Annotated in this window: 13 protein-coding genes; 3 read left to right on the plus strand and 10 right to left on the minus strand. The window is 38.4% G+C overall.

Going from position 1 to position 14822, the window contains the following annotated elements:
• Nucleotides 1-149: 149 nt before the first annotated feature.
• Nucleotides 150-1631 (minus strand): hypothetical protein, encoded by a 1482-nt coding sequence (locus ACKX14_RS14695; protein ID WP_422448968.1) that lies wholly within the window; start codon nt 1629-1631, stop codon nt 150-152.
• 172 nt (nt 1632-1803) lie between these two features.
• Complete coding sequence (locus tag ACKX14_RS14700; RefSeq protein ID WP_422448970.1) at nt 1804-1977, minus strand: hypothetical protein; 174 nt, start codon at nt 1975-1977, stop codon at nt 1804-1806.
• Nucleotides 1978-2120: 143 nt separating this feature from the next.
• Between ACKX14_RS14700 and ACKX14_RS14705 the strand changes: the two genes are divergently transcribed.
• Nucleotides 2121-2729 (plus strand): type II toxin-antitoxin system PemK/MazF family toxin, encoded by a 609-nt coding sequence (locus tag ACKX14_RS14705; protein WP_013150757.1) that lies wholly within the window; start codon nt 2121-2123, stop codon nt 2727-2729.
• A gap of 586 nt (nt 2730-3315) precedes the next feature.
• On the opposite strand, the gene ACKX14_RS14710 is transcribed toward ACKX14_RS14705, so the two are convergent.
• The 6 genes from ACKX14_RS14710 to ACKX14_RS14735 form a co-directional block, all read right to left on the minus strand.
• Nucleotides 3316-5169 carry a TnsD family Tn7-like transposition protein gene (locus ACKX14_RS14710; RefSeq protein ID WP_422448972.1) on the minus strand — a complete coding sequence of 618 codons (1854 nt, stop codon included), beginning with the start codon at nt 5167-5169 and terminating at the stop codon, nt 3316-3318.
• Between the two features lie 5 nt (nt 5170-5174).
• Nucleotides 5175-6839: an ATP-binding protein gene (locus ACKX14_RS14715; protein ID WP_422448974.1), complete on the minus strand. Its 1665-nt coding sequence runs from the start codon at nt 6837-6839 to the stop codon at nt 5175-5177.
• Nucleotides 6832-8994 (minus strand): Mu transposase C-terminal domain-containing protein, encoded by a 2163-nt coding sequence (locus ACKX14_RS14720; protein WP_422448976.1) that lies wholly within the window; start codon nt 8992-8994, stop codon nt 6832-6834. Before ACKX14_RS14720 ends, ACKX14_RS14715 begins: the two co-directional genes overlap by 8 nt.
• Nucleotides 8981-9844 (minus strand): TnsA endonuclease C-terminal domain-containing protein, encoded by an 864-nt coding sequence (locus ACKX14_RS14725; RefSeq protein ID WP_422448978.1) that lies wholly within the window; start codon nt 9842-9844, stop codon nt 8981-8983. The genes ACKX14_RS14720 and ACKX14_RS14725 overlap by 14 nt, the downstream gene beginning before the upstream one ends.
• Before the next feature lie 131 nt (nt 9845-9975).
• On the minus strand, nt 9976-10806 hold the full coding sequence (locus ACKX14_RS14730) for a hypothetical protein (protein WP_422448980.1): 831 nt from the start codon (nt 10804-10806) through the stop codon (nt 9976-9978).
• A 118-nt stretch (nt 10807-10924) separates the two neighbouring features.
• Entirely contained in the window at nt 10925-11140 is a 216-nt protein-coding gene (locus tag ACKX14_RS14735) for a helix-turn-helix domain-containing protein (RefSeq protein WP_422448982.1), read from the minus strand.
• 345 nt (nt 11141-11485) lie between these two features.
• Between ACKX14_RS14735 and ACKX14_RS14740 the strand changes: the two genes are divergently transcribed.
• Complete coding sequence (locus tag ACKX14_RS14740; protein ID WP_422448984.1) at nt 11486-12037, plus strand: helix-turn-helix domain-containing protein; 552 nt, start codon at nt 11486-11488, stop codon at nt 12035-12037.
• A 159-nt stretch (nt 12038-12196) separates the two neighbouring features.
• The gene (locus ACKX14_RS14745; protein WP_422448986.1) at nt 12197-13072 is read left to right on the plus strand and encodes a tyrosine-type recombinase/integrase; all 876 of its coding nucleotides are present in this window, start codon (nt 12197-12199) and stop codon (nt 13070-13072) included.
• A 72-nt stretch (nt 13073-13144) separates the two neighbouring features.
• Here the strand turns inward: ACKX14_RS14745 and ACKX14_RS14750 are convergent, their stop codons facing one another.
• Entirely contained in the window at nt 13145-13276 is a 132-nt protein-coding gene (locus ACKX14_RS14750) for a hypothetical protein (RefSeq protein ID WP_422448988.1), read from the minus strand.
• Nucleotides 13277-14186: 910 nt separating this feature from the next.
• Nucleotides 14187-14729 carry a hypothetical protein gene (locus tag ACKX14_RS14755; RefSeq protein WP_422448990.1) on the minus strand — a complete coding sequence of 181 codons (543 nt, stop codon included), beginning with the start codon at nt 14727-14729 and terminating at the stop codon, nt 14187-14189.
• Nucleotides 14730-14822: the final 93 nt, after the last annotated feature.

Genomic DNA, 14822 nt, shown 5'->3' on the forward strand with positions numbered 1-14822 from the left:
TCAGCATTTTATGAAGCATTTTTAAGAAATACTGTGAATCGTGGCGTGTTGGTCGTTTAAGTCCAAATAATAGGGGGGCCAGTACAAAATAACCAGGAACACAAGAAATCCTCAACTATTCTATTATCTCCAATTTGGCTTTTCTCTTATTATTTATTCCCTCCTAATGGCTCATCTATATGCCGCTCTGGCCATCCCTCTGTTGAATAGTCGATATAATTCTCTGTATATCCTAAAATTTTTAGGAAAATGCGATGGAATAATGTCTGATAAGAGCGGGTTAAATAAATAAGGTAACTTATTTCCTCATCGGATTGACTAGAACTTCCATGAGCCATTATATTTCTTCCTTTTAACGCCTCATTTTCCACTTCTCCAATATTCAAACCAATCTCCTCAAAAAAGAATGCTAACTGTTCGTTTTGTGTCATTTTATAGGCGTCTGATATTTTACGAATCATCCTATCTCCGTATTTTTGCCGTTGTAATTTGGTGACAATGATTTTCATACCATCTTCAATTAACTCATCAAACTCTTTCTTCGATAAATAAACACCCTTTGTCTTTGATTTGTTTGATTTGAACCACGCTTTTGCTAATATCTCAACACCTGCATGTAATATTGGAAGGTTTGCCCCGATAGGCAGGTCATTAGAAATCCAATACCTCCATAGCGCCTCGTTCAAATTTAATACGTTCCGCAATTCTAAATACCTGGGTACAACCTGATTCAAAACTTTTTCTATTCTGTTAAAATCAGAAAAAGAAAACCGAATAGGAGATAACCCAGGTGACCGAGATAAAGAGATCACGTTATCGCCCCATGGATTTAAAGCAACCTGTTCAATTGGTTGTCCCATTGAATCAAATGTTGAGTAACCAATATTCAATAAATGTTTGCCAATTATAAAACTTGTTATTTCAGCTATAGCTTCTCTTGTGTATCGGTCTGGGATTCCCCCCCATTCCCTACGGTATTCTATACCAATATTATTTGACCACTCGGGTCCTAAACCTTTGGGAACCTTACTAAGAATATATTTTATTTTACCTGCATCAATAAACGCAAAATCTCTATTATAACTTTCACCTACACCTCCAGAATAATTTTTACTTTCCCCGTCAACTGATAGACGTTCCCTTACAAATGTTTGGGAAAAACTTCTTTTTGTGGTTCTAGGAAATATATGTTCAAAATCATCGGGCCCATTCAAAAACCACTCAACATGCCAGTCACTTTGCTCTCGATTAGAATATTGAATCTTTAACTCATATGTAGCTAGTTCTGCCTCAAAATTTGTCACATAACCTTCACCGTTCCAAACAAACTTCTTTTGAATGTTTCTTACAAAACAATGATTTAATGTATACTTTACCAGGCCAGTAGCATCAGTGCCTTCAACAGTAAACGTTGGTACTTTAGTTCCAGCTATACCTTTTTCAAATTCACTATGCTCATCATTATTGCTGACGGTTCCATACACTTTTGCTTTAATTTTATATGACTCATCTCTCCAAACTTCAATTCGTTGGGAACCTTTTGGAAGTCCACCAAGACTTGTTAAGTTTTGAATAATGATTTTGTCTCTTAATACTTCCCATTCAATTCTTTCCAAAATATTTTGCGGCATGAAATCACCCCCAAAACAAAGTAGAAGTTATAATTAATGATACCTATTTAACGTTTACCTGAAGATATTGTAAAATTGAATTCAAACTTATTCCTACAATACGAGCATTTTCTTACTTCAGCATATCACTAATTACCTCAAACGCAATTTTGAGTATACCCTCTCAATTCAATTATACCTTTCCTGTAAGAATTTCATAAGGCTCTTTCTCCAAAAGCCAATAATCAAACAATATCTGCGCCACTTCCCTGCCGAACTGTACCAGGTCGTTTCCGTTTAAACATGCGGTAAAGATGATCTCCTGGGCTGCATTTATGAGTTTTTTTCCTACCCTGTCATGCAACACATCACCCTTCCTTGGCTGATGATGGAATTATAGCATCCATTATGAAAAAGATAAAGAATAGTATTGAGAAATAGGAGAATGATACTTATAATTTTATACAATGAGAATATCTTAAAATCATTCAGGGAGGGGGTGACATACTTATGGGTGATAAGGAGCAATCCGAAATAACACTGCTTTTATCGGATATAACAAAGCTACTAGAAAAAATAAAATCACAAATAACAAAGCCTAATAAAATTGAAAAAATATGGCTTGAACATCTGGTTTTAGGTAAAAAAATACTGGAGTGGTCACTAAAAAAGTACCGCATTTTTTTTAAGGGGACTCCAAATGTAGTCAAGAAAGGGTACATATTCTTTTGTGAGCTTGGTTTTAATATTGGAAGTGAGCAGAATCACAAACGCCCAGTAGTAGTCTTACAAAATGATAAGGGTAATAGCAGTTCACCAACCACTATTGTAGCTCCAATTACTACACACCGAGGAATGACAGTTTTAAAGGAAGAAAACGGTAAGCATTATATCAAATATTTGGATGATCAAGGAAATGAATGCTATAAGAAATTGGACTATTATGAGATACCAGTTGAAATTATGCCTAACTACAAAAAAGAAATCACTGGATACATAAATCTCGCTCAAATAAGGACTATAAGTAAGAAAAGACTCGAAAAGTCACATGTTGCAATTATTAATGAAAGGACATTAAACAAAATAAAGCCTGCTTTGCTACAATTGTTTGATATGTAAAACCCTCAATAAAATTTCTTCTTACTGGTCTTGACATACTGGCAAAAAGGTTTTAAAATTTAATTAGTACAACAGATATCGTTCTAAATGCTATTTAGAACATTTTCAACTTTTACGGCCAGTATGCTATACTGGCTACAATTATTTGTATGGTATTAAACTTGTAAGCTTTCGCATAATATATAGTACAACTGATATCGCACTGGACGCTGTCCAGAGCATTCTCAACAGTTTTGTGGGATACCTATTAAGGTATCCCATTAAATTTTAACTTTAATATTCTAAATTATAAGCAATAGGACTATCGTTTTTAAAAACGTCCTCGAAAATAAAAAAAGAAATGCCATCGCAATCAGGCATTCCAAATACGTTTTTAAAAAGCTATTATGTAAGCCACCACATCAACATGTAGCAACTGAATTACGGTTCATTATAAAATTGAATGCAACACCCAAAAATTACAGAAGTTTTGCTACAACGTTAGTTAATCTAGAAAATAGAAGATCTGATATTAAGTATTTACATATCACATAATTGTTATACGTCATTTACAATAATTTGACTATTTGTCAATTATTTGAAGTATCTAATTCTCCATATCTTTGTAAAATTCCTTCCTTATACCCGCTTTTCGCAACACTTTCCACAGCTTTGGAACTTCTCCCTGTCTCTTTAACTCCTGAACCGCCCACTTTATCCTTCTTAACTGGAAGTCCCTCCTGCTTTCCTTCACCGAATCAAGATATTGCTTTGTGAGAGGTAACTTATCCAAATGTTTTTCAAGAAGCCCTCTTATACCCAATTTGTTACCAATCAGGCTTATAGTAATCCTTTCAGGCTTTACAGTAGAGTTTAGCATCTCCTCGACTACCGTTTTTACCTTGGCTAATATCTCTCTATCCCTTTTATCCCAATCAACACGTGTATTTTTATATCTATATATCGGCTCTGGAGAATTAAACTTAAGCCATTCTTTGTCATTTCTATACAGCCAAGCGTAAACTGCCTTGTTTAACTGCCGAAGTTCCGTTTTGCTTTTGTCAGGATACTGATTCATCAACTTAAGCCATTCTTCTCGGTAATATTCCCTCTTATCAGCAGCCTTAATACTGTTCCCTTTACCTTCTATAATCTCTCGATTACTTCTTTTCGCCCAGTAAATCTCAAGCCCCAGTTTGGCTGCATATTTCTTTACCGTCTTCGGATCTGCTCCCATCAGCTTTGCTGTTTGCCTCAAGCTCAATCCCTTTTCGACAAGTTCCTTAAGCTTTGCCTCCCACACATGCCCGAATTCCTTTATCCTCCCAACCTTATACCGAGATTCTTCAGTAACATCAGGCCCTGTCCTTACATATACAAATCCGCAGTTACACGAAAATGTCCCAACAGGCTTCTTTGTATCGTTGCTGTAAGAGATCTTTAATTGCTTTACCACGGGTTTAAGGTAATGTTCCGCCGCAGGGTTAAGGCACGGCCAGGGTCCGTCTCCAAACGGCTTATAGGTTAACTGCTTATAAAACAAATCGGGAATGGTTATACCCAAAAACCTTGCCAAAAGCAAATGCCTTATGGGATGGCTTGCCCTGTTTCTCCCTCTGACCATATCTGCAAGCCAACTGTTATCACTGCCAATTTCAATACTCGATTGTACAAGTGTCAAAAATTCCTCACCGTAAAACTGTACAAATTCCTTGGTTAGTTTTTTCTGCATTACATTCCCATTTATAGTAGCAAAGCCTTGCTCTATTAACTTCGCTCGATACTGCTCATGAAACCATTCCGTGGGACGCCGTTCAAATTGGTTGTTAAGCAAAAACTCAACATCTTTCGCCAGATTGATTAAATGTGACATGGTTTTATCCGAGTATACAACCACATTATCTGACTCGGTACAATTTTCCTCACTGGCGGCAACATACTGATGCTTATTGTAGCCCTTAATCGGCACTTTGCTATCGCAAAGCATTACCTGATGTTTAAGACACACAAGCACCCCAGGGATCTGGTGGATACGGTGCCAGTATAGCTCTCCGTACCGTTCCTTATCTTCTTCATTACACAATGGGCAGAACCTGAAATAATGGTTTGATACCACGCTGCTTGCCATGATACCCGTCTTGCCGTAAATCCCTTTTCCATTTCTATTCATCATGTTATTTCTAACCCATTGAGTCCTATTTGGAGGCAGAAATGCTGTGTAAAACGGAAAAAGGGTATGATTGTCTATAAGATAGTCCGCTGTGTATTCATTGTTCAGCGGTAGGTTGCTTATTAAAGCATTAATGTTCGATGGAAGTTCCACTACAGCCGTAGCGTTTTTAGTGCCGAAAGCGTCTTCCATGGTGGCTTTAAAGCTGATATTTCCGCTCCGCAGGTGGTACCGCGCCAGGACGCTGTATAGCAGCTCATCGGGGTAAGGTGTAGGAAAGAAGGGCATCATCCAGATCACCCCACTTGGAATATAACATTGTCTATACCTTTTATGAGCTCCTTCTCCTTTAACGCCTCATAAGCCGTCATCTGCTTCTTCCTGCCTTCCTCGACGATAAAACGGATGTCGTTTTCGTTCGTCTTTTTGATAGTGCGTCTGGGTTTACGATTCGTTTTTTCTACAGAAGAAGAAAGAAGCTGGATCGCCTTTACCACCAGCTCCGAAACATCAATCTTTTCCCCTTCTGCTTCCATAACCTGTTCAACAGCTCTTTGGGCTTTCTTTGCTTCGATATTAAGCTCCAGCAGTTTTATAATCGCCTGTTCCTTAATAGAGAGCACTGCTTCTTTCTCTTTTTGCTGTCTTTGCTTTTGTAGCGCTTTCAGCCGCATTTCCGTTTCTATCGTTTGTTTGCTTCTGTCAAGGAAACCTGCAAAGTCAACATTTATTACGGTGCAGATATCGTCATATTTTGCAATCTCCCTTAAGCTTCCCTTTTTCAAAGCCTCCAGCATGGGCTTAACCAGTTGCAAATTTTCTTTGGCAACCTGCCTTAAAAGATCAGGAGTGATTTCTTCTTTTTCAGAGATGATTGCTTTAATTTGCGACATAGCGTAGAGCTTTACAGCAATATCTATAATTCCCTGACTTTCTTCATACAGTGTATCATTGATTTCATCGGTAAGCGGGGTTTCTTTTTTGGTCCACTGATAGCCCCACAGTGCATCTATAAGGAGCTGCCATGTGTCGTCTTTTTTTAGCCTTTCCCAGATCATATCCCCCTGTCCGCTGCCACGCCTTGCCTGTCTGAATTGAGACTGCAGCACGCTCAAAGCCTTTGGCGTGCCGATCAGAACTATGGGTAGGCCGAGCATATTGACCAAAGTGACAAAGAAGTTTAGCATACGCTGATCTCCACCGCTTTTTGCTTCATTGAGGTGCTGGATTTCATCGATTACAAGCAGGCCAAGGCCGAGGTTCTGTGCGACCTTGCAGATAGCATTCACCATGTTGTCGACGCTGTAACGCCCATTTCCGAATTTTTTATAGTAGTCTGTCCCCAACAGGTTGTCCACTTTGTTAAAAAACTCCATACACAAACCTTTGATGGAGCCGTCAAACGGGCAGTCAAGCTTGAGCCAAACCAATTGATACACGCTGAATTTGGTTTCTTTATAGCGTGAATGTATGATCACCTGGGGATACATGCGCAGGATCTGGTTTACCGCCGTACTTTTGCCCATCCCGCTTACGCCGACGATGCTGAAACCTGAAGCAGTAGTCCGAAACAATTCATTGCTTTCTAAAACTCCGTTCATTCCTTTAATTATCTCATCCGATTTTTTCAAACTCTGCACAAATTGGGGTTTTAAAGGGTTGCGTGCAAGATAGCCCTGCCGCAGCAACCTTGAGATCCTGCTCTCTAAATCAAGGTGAACTGGAAGGGGCTGAAATATTTGAAAAAGCCGCTGAACCATGTGAATGCGGTAATGGCTTTCAAGGTTTCGCTCCTGAGGGTGATATGGCGGGTAATAAGCAAGCCTTTCAGCTGCCTCTTCAGCGCATAAAATCGGAGGAAGGGCTTCGATGAAGGGATTCCTTCGGTATTCGGGAATTACCTGCTCTTTATATTCTGCAGGGACAGCCACCGTACCGTTTGGTATTTTCAGTTTATCCATCCCTTTTCTGTAGTGCCTCCTTCTGCTTTCTCTTCAATAATCCCAGCTGCCCTTCCTCTTCCCCTAGTGAATCTTGGCTGTCTGCAAGCGTGACGACAGGAGCCAGCCCTTTTGAGGGTTCTTTATTTAATTCAAAAGCTTCCTTCTCCCGATTAGCAAGCTTTTCTGCCTGACGGTTTGCCCTAATGCTCCTTTTCTTCTTCGCATCGCTTTCTCCGTCATCCTTTGCTGCTGCCGCAGCCTTTTGGGCTTCCTGCACTATATGCTGTATTTCAGCAATCAGCTCCGCTTTCGCTTGTGCTTCACTATCGGCTGCCTTTTTCTGTTTAAGCTTTTCTGCAGCCAAGAGATTTTGAATCTCGTCAAAGGTCTTATCCCTGTACCTCACTTGGTGATCAAGTAGATAGCATTTTTCAAAATTAATACCGTCCGCATCTTTTATGTAAATATAGTTCATGTTCCGTGGGTCGAAACATACCTCCACCTTCCATGTCCCGTTCATTCTGGCTTTTTCAGTCCATCTCTCCTTCAGCATGAGCGGCGAGCCGTAGTACAGGTTCTTAAACCTTATGCCTCTCGGCGTAACAGTTGCCGTATCGGAGGGCATCAGATGGAGTTTCACAATGTCTTCTGGTACATTCCGCAGTTTTCCTGCACGGTTTTCTATCCCCCAGTTCCAGATTTCCCGCGGGATACACTCCACATCGTCGGCAATCATCATTTCTTCACGGTTATAGTTCTTCAAATAGTGCTGGTTGTTGTGGTAAAGCACACACTTTATGATAATTTGCGTAAACTGATAAATATCAAGTTTCGCATCAAGCCTGTAGTCCCTGTCTCCTCTTTCTCTCCCGTCAGGATCGACAGTACCAGGAACAACAGACTTGTACTGCAAATTTACGGTTCTGAAATACTGCTCGATAATCCCTTTCCAATCGCATCGGTAAGGCGGGGTATTCATTATTTTCACATGGAGTCCGTTAATAAGGTTTTCGGCGTTTTTGCTCTCCAGCTCTCCACGGTCTGCGAGGATGGCTTCTGGAATATGATGAACTGGCCAGTCCTCCTCGGTTATTTCAATCCCGTATTCTTTGCAGAAAGCAACTTTATCACTGGCCGCATTTGCAATCGCCATCATCGCCGCATTCCACGAAGGCCCTTCAAGCCCGACATAAATCCCTGCCACCATCCTGCTGAATACATCAATAATTGCGTAGATCACTGGCCGCCCGATAATCCAGTTGCGGTTGTACCTTGATACAAGATACACATCCGCCAATGTCGCATCTACCTGAAAGATGGAACCTGGACCCATTGCCTCCGCAGTAGAGCTCCCCAGGACTGGCCTGTACTCCTGTTCATACTTTTTGGGACTGAAACGGGTTGATATTTCCTTCTTTATATTCCGCTCTTTCTCGAACCAGTAGCGAAACTGCCAGAAGGTGGGGATTTCCGATGCAGGCTTTAATATTGGAACCTTAACTCCGTCTTCGATTTTAAATCCTTCGGAAAAATACTCTTTACGCATCAGTTCATAAGTTAGCCGCAGGGAATGCTTGGCAGAAGAGTAGTAAAACTTGTTAATGGCATTGCGGAATATCTTTTTGACATCTTCATCTACATTTATGCCTTCGCCTACAATATCAGCGTGCTGCCTCGGCCTGCCCCTTTTGGCACTGCCTATCCTTTTCTCTTTTCCTCTGCCGCCGCACAAATAAAATGACGGCAGCAGAGCATTTTTTGTCTTCCCGTTTCTCCAGTATTTTTTGAGGTAGTTTCCGATCGTCTTTACGGATACACCGCTTTTTTCAGCAATGGCTCTGATGTATTTGCTCCGTTCTTTTCGATAATAGATGTGAGGTTCAAGGGTGACGATTCCGCCAATCAGCTCCCACGCCTTGTCTCGCATCTGCCGTTCTTTTTCAGAAAGTTTGTCCTCCTCTACGACCCGTAAAAAAGGATCGTTATGCAATACAGTTGCAAACCCTTCATTTATCCCTTCCTCAATTTCGCTAATCGTTACTGCAAAAGGAAATTCATTTGCTTCTACATCAATTACGAAAGCCAGATCGGATTGACGATCCAGCCATAAGATTCTCTCAATACTTGTTTCTCCACCATTTTCCCATTTGATAAGCATATTAACCGCCAGCATAAGCCTTCCCCCCTTTTCTGGCGGTAGCATCGGTTATATCGACACTATAAGCGGGACGATTAAGGTCAATCGGCTCGTCCATATTTACCTTGATCCTTTTGACCGCAAGAAGGTGCCTGAAGAGGAACATCCCTGTTCCTGGAGCCAATGCATAATCTTTATCAAACAGCAATGCCGTCTTTCGTATCGACTCGGAACTTTGAGAGAGTCTAAATAAAAAAGCCTCTGCCAGCTCAGCCAAGTCACCTTCAGACAGCCCTGTATCAGCATAAGCATAGCGCGCCGAATGTATCCATTCAATGTTTTTTGCTTTGATAACAGGAATATCTTTATTCGTTACAATTCCCCAGTCGATACCCCTTGCTTCCCAATAACGCCTTTCTATTTCAAGCCGTTCAAGGCTTATTCTCCTTTCCAGCTCACTTGCCGCCTTAAGGCTCCTCGCCAAATACCTTACACTGCCATCATGATTCCTCACCGTGATCAAAAACGAAGTTGAAATAACATACGGCGTCCCTGACTTTTTGTCGGTAAACAAATCAAACCGCAGATCTTCTCTATCCTGCACCCAGTCTTCATAATCCAATAGCGGAAAATGTTCTCTTATGTCAATTACTGAATCTTCCCATTCAAGTAAATAAAAGAACCTTGCCTCGCTATCCGTAAAAAGATGGTGAATCCGTCCCGTCTTCCACCCGAAAATTCTGTGGCAGCGGCCCTTTGACGGAAAATCCTGGACGGTTAGCCAGGGCTTATAGTCTTTCCCTTCTCCCTGTCCGCGCCCTTCTTTTAGAAATCTTCTGTATTTTTCTTCTGACCAGTCAGTATTGTATTTCCCATTATCAATCATCTCCTTGAAATAATAAAGAATTTATTATAGTTTTTAAAAGGCGACCTATTTTAACCAAAATACAAAATCTTTTTTATTACTCTGTTTATGTTGTAAAGGATCTGGAGAATAGTCCCCAGATCCTTCTAACATTATGAAACTAACTTAACTAAATCATATTTGCCTAAATAATTACTTATAACAATCGCTTCGCCTTCTATGTTATCATAATAATCATTATAATCATTTTCTGAATCATTATCCTCATCATAAGGAAACTTTTTAATTTTTACGATATAAGCATTATATCCTTTATCAATCAGTTCTTTAACCGCTTTTAATGTTTCAAAGCTTGGATTATCTGCTTCATCCCAACAGCCATTGTCGAAATAGTCCAGTGTAAAATCAGGAAATTCTTTTCTTGCTCTTTCGTACACATAATCTGTTTGGCACTCATATCCTAATTCTAAAGCCAATTTCAATTTTTCACTTCCGTGTTGTTCAATCCAAGCTTTTCTTTCTTTTATGATTTGCTCTTTTTTCTGCCTTATCTTTTCTTCCTTTTCCTTTTTTTTCTTTTCTAGTTCTTGTTCCTGTTCATTTATTATCTTTTCTTTTTTCTTATATTCTTTTTCTAATAACTTTTTTTGTTCCTCTAATATTGCTTTTTTCTCTGTTATCTTTTTCACTCTGTTCTTTTCCCATTCAATCAATTGCTCTACTGTCTGAGGCTCACTAAACCTTTTAACTTCTCTTACTCCTTCAATATTACAATAAAAACCACGAAATGACTGTCCTTCCACAAGGGTATAGTCAACTAAAACTTCATTAAGAGAATATTCTTTGTCTTCGTAAACACTAATCTTTACTCCAATATCTAAATTTTCAATGTTTCCATATTTGTCTACTTTTGCGAGTTCAAGAATTTCTGGTGTAACATCGCAGCAAATTTCTTGCAATTCCTTACCATTGCCTCCGCTCAAAAGGCTTTTTTCCTTCCTTCTTCATCGAGAAGATATCTAATTCTAACTTTTTTGTTTAATTCTGTCGTCATATAATCAACCCCTTTCAGTGAATTTCTAAATATGGGCTTATAATTTGTCATAATTTTGTGTCTATAATAAACCCTTCTATATCCTTCCCTAAAGCCGCAGCAATTTTTCCAATTGTCTGCGGCCTTGGAATTACCTTATTATGTTCTATTCTCATCACAGTTTTTGGACTTAAATTCGCCTCTTCTGCCAGCTGAACTATGCTTTTGCCCTGTCTGGCACGCTCAAGTTTAATTCTGGATAAATCATATTTGGACTCACTCATCCTTTCACCCCCTTTCGCTAACTTTTAGGCTGTTTTTATTATATCATCCATTTGGTTAATTTACAAATTTTACTCTTCATTTTTTACTAACTTTTTTTCCTTTCTTCGTTAACATTCTCAATATAAAAATGTTGTTAGTAACTACTTCCGATACGGCATATGCCAAAATCAAATAATAAGTAATAACAGGAATTATTTATACATACCACCCCTTTCACTAACTTTTAGGACGATTTTATTATAACATCTATTTTGTTAATATGCAAATTTTTCTGTTATATTTTTTACTAACTTTTTTTCCCGCCACTTCTGTGCTATACTCATAACGAAAGGAGATGATCTCAATTGATCGGGGAAAGACTTAAAATGCTTCGGAAAGAAAAAGGACTTACAATGAAAGAAATAGGAAAAATTATTGGAGTTTCTGACGCTGCATGGACTAAATATGAAACCAACCGTGCTGAACCTTCCATAGCCAGTCTAAATAAAATTGCCGATTTTTTTCAGGTTTCACTTGACTTTTTGCTTGGCCGCACTAATATAAGAGATCCCCAGTTTGTAGAAAAGGCAAATATGTTGAGTGAATTCATAAAAGAATTCGAGTGGTCTGCCATAGGGGATCCATCTCAAATGTATTTTCTGGTAGAAAATCTATCCGAATCTATTCGAAAATATAAAAGAGAGCAAATAACAGAATCAGAACTACAATCACTGTTAAAAACCATCAGCGATGTAGTGGTTTACTTTAATGATCTTTCGGATCTGAAAATAAACAACAAAGCTATTACTAAAGAAGTCATGACACTGTATAAAAAGTTTTTATCTCAAATTATTGAGGACTTAAATAACATTTTTGAAGAGCTATATAAAAATGTATTGGACGAGGAAAAACAATAAAAAATATTATGTAGCCAGATTTTATTATCTTATTTTCGTTTTTAAAAACGAAACAACCGAAAAGTCCGTTTTTAAAATCGTAAAACTTGCTACATAACGTAATATTATGAAGCTAGATTATGTAGCATTCCAATCTGCTAAATATTAGGAGGGAATTATGTGGATTGGATAAAGGAATTTGAAAAAATATTAAAGCAAACAGGGAAAAGCCAGAATACGGTTGAAAGCTACTGTACGGACATTCAAGAATTTTTGCAATGGTTTGGGCAAACATATGGAAAGCCTTTTGACGGGCGTCTGTTTGAACAAGATGTCCGCGAATACCGCAACTATCTCTTAAATATTCTAAAACAAAAACCATCGACCATTAATCGGAAAATGGCTTCACTCAAGTGCTTCAACCAATTCCTTATACAAGTTGGCAGTGGGACTGAAATAGAGATATGCGGTATTTCTCTTTCAGATATACATGATAGAGAAATCCAGACAGTTGACCGAATTTCCCTGAACAGGCTTAAACGTGCAATATATTCGAATGGGAACAAAAGGGATATCGCTATTATTGAAGTTCTTTCAAACACAGGAATCAGAGTGAGCGAATTGATTAATTTGACAGTGGACGATGTTATCCTTACAAAACGCAATGGTAGTCAAACCTACTCTTACATAATAGTGAGACAAGGGAAAGGCGAAAAATATAGGGAAGTACCGCTCAATGCTTCTGCCAGGAAAGCATTACAAGAATATCTTTCAGCCCGAAATTCTGTTTGCAAAAAACTTTTTGTCGGCCAGAGAGGCCCCTTACAGCGGGAAGCAATAGACAAAATTCTAAAAAAGTATTGCCGTATAGCTGGCATTGAAGAGATTTCTGCACATGTTCTGCGCCATACTTTTTGCACCCGTCTGATGTCTGAAAATGTTCCCTTACCCATCATTTCAAAACTTGCAGGCCACTCAAGCATCCAAACTACAATGAACTTCTATATTCGAGTGAGCCGAGCCGATAAGGCTGCTGCAGTAGAAAAACTTTCCTAACATAATGCAAACAAAAAACCGCAGGATTCTTTAAAAACCTGCGGTTTCACTTATTTTTAAGATGCAGAAATTCTATTTCCCTGTAAGCAATTCATAAACGTTAGCTACATTTATTCCAAATTCTGCTACATCATTTTCGTGGTGCGCAAGATAAATTATCTGCTCTAATACATCTTCTGCATTATTATATTTTCCCTTATCCATAATGATAACCTGCCCTCCAAATTTAATATGTATGGAAACATATTATAGCGCACAAAGCAATAGAAAAAAAGCACAAACAATTATTTTTCGAAATTTTAACCCTGCAATTTTGAAATCTTCACATGTTTCTATTTTACGATTTTAAAATCGTTGTTTCGTTTTAAAAAATGAATAAAAAAAAGGAGCAGAAATTGCTCCTTTCGAAAAATATTTAACAGAAAAGAAGGAGGTAATTAAAACCTGTTCGTCCTTTAAAATCCACACTTCGTGCAAAAACATATTAAACAAATATCGCTCCGCAAATCAAGTCTTTTATGTTTAGCAACATTCTTCCAGAAAATACTAAAAAATGATGGGTAAGAAGCAAAGCCAGCAGAAGATTTTAAAATCCATTTAGCTGCTTTATGCATCAAAGTCACCTATATCAGGGCCGAACTTCTACTTTCATGGTTTTTTATTCATTGATAAAAGGAAAATAATCTGAAATTTACAATGTTTTGCAGCTCCCCATACATGCCATGTTTAATGAAAATTAAGGATAATAGAATATATGGATGACGACAGATTGTTTGAGTTGATTAGGCAGTTTTACTACAACGGAAGTCGCAGGGTTGCATTTCAAATCATTTTTAAAAACCAGTATGTACGCCGCTACAAAAATAGTAGCGGCAAAACTCCTGCTTTATCAAGAAGAAGAAAGGGGAAGAAATCTATATAAAACGGCATATTTCAAATGCCGTAATTTTCTATGTATGTACCACAGGAGCTTTTTGGCTCCCGTGAGCGAAGGAGGTATCAAATACCAAGAAAGTCTGTAAAGAGCTCCCCTCTAACCCGAATCCATCATATACACAACATATAAACCAAAGTCAAGATATGCCAGTTAAATTTTCTTATTTACTATACGGTACTATGCTGTTTCCTTAAAAAGCACATAACTATACCCATCCAACCCGAATCTTTCCCGCAATTCTTTATTGGCTTTCCTGTATTCAAAGCCATACTTTTGTACCATTATAGGAATCAATCTTTTATAGTAAACATATTTTAGTTCCTTTTTTATTTTTTCCCCATTCGCACATATTCTTTTCCCAAAAATATCATTCATAGTAACATAGCCTTTTCGTGTTATTTCCTCTATTACAAATTTTTCTATTTCTTCCTGTGCAGTTCTGGAATATTCACTCTCTTGAATCAGATTACCGTATATGTTTGCAGCAAAAGCTTCTCCAAAAATATTTGCAACTAATGTCCTTCCCATTGTTTTTATGGAGCTGTATCCATTATCTATCATTTCCTTAGCAATTTGTTCGGCCTCGTCTGCGACTTCTTCAAGCGGTATTACTGTATAAAAATTTATTTGCCTTTGCCCTGTTTGTTTTGCAATTACCTTCGCCCTTTCTTGAAATTCCTTAGGTACCGCACTTTTTGGTATTTTCCTGATAAGCCCCAATACACAGAACAGGTTTACTTTGAATCTTTGGTATCATCCTTGTTTCCCTTTACAGCCTTCACCCATTTAGGGTTGGCAATGGTGATACGAATA

It is taken from the genome of Thermorhabdus hydrogeniformans (genome assembly GCF_049310025.1).
GTDB lineage: Bacteria > Bacillota > Thermosediminibacteria > Thermosediminibacterales > Tepidanaerobacteraceae > JBJYKD01.

Bases quoted from the DNA above. Each gene is read 5' to 3' on its own strand.
- ACKX14_RS14695 (WP_422448968.1), bottom strand. From the start codon at position 1,631: ATGCCGCAAAATATTTTGGAAAGAATTGAATGGGAAGTATTAAGAGAC.
- ACKX14_RS14705 (WP_013150757.1), top strand. From the start codon at position 2,121: ATGGGTGATAAGGAGCAATCCGAAATAACACTGCTTTTATCGGATATA.
- ACKX14_RS14710 (WP_422448972.1), bottom strand. From the start codon at position 5,169: ATGATGCCCTTCTTTCCTACACCTTACCCCGATGAGCTGCTATACAGC.
- ACKX14_RS14715 (WP_422448974.1), bottom strand. From the start codon at position 6,839: ATGGATAAACTGAAAATACCAAACGGTACGGTGGCTGTCCCTGCAGAA.
- ACKX14_RS14720 (WP_422448976.1), bottom strand. From the start codon at position 8,994: ATGCTGGCGGTTAATATGCTTATCAAATGGGAAAATGGTGGAGAAACA.
- ACKX14_RS14725 (WP_422448978.1), bottom strand. From the start codon at position 9,844: ATGATTGATAATGGGAAATACAATACTGACTGGTCAGAAGAAAAATAC.
- ACKX14_RS14735 (WP_422448982.1), bottom strand. From the start codon at position 11,140: ATGAGTGAGTCCAAATATGATTTATCCAGAATTAAACTTGAGCGTGCC.
- ACKX14_RS14750 (WP_422448988.1), bottom strand. From the start codon at position 13,276: ATGGATAAGGGAAAATATAATAATGCAGAAGATGTATTAGAGCAGATA.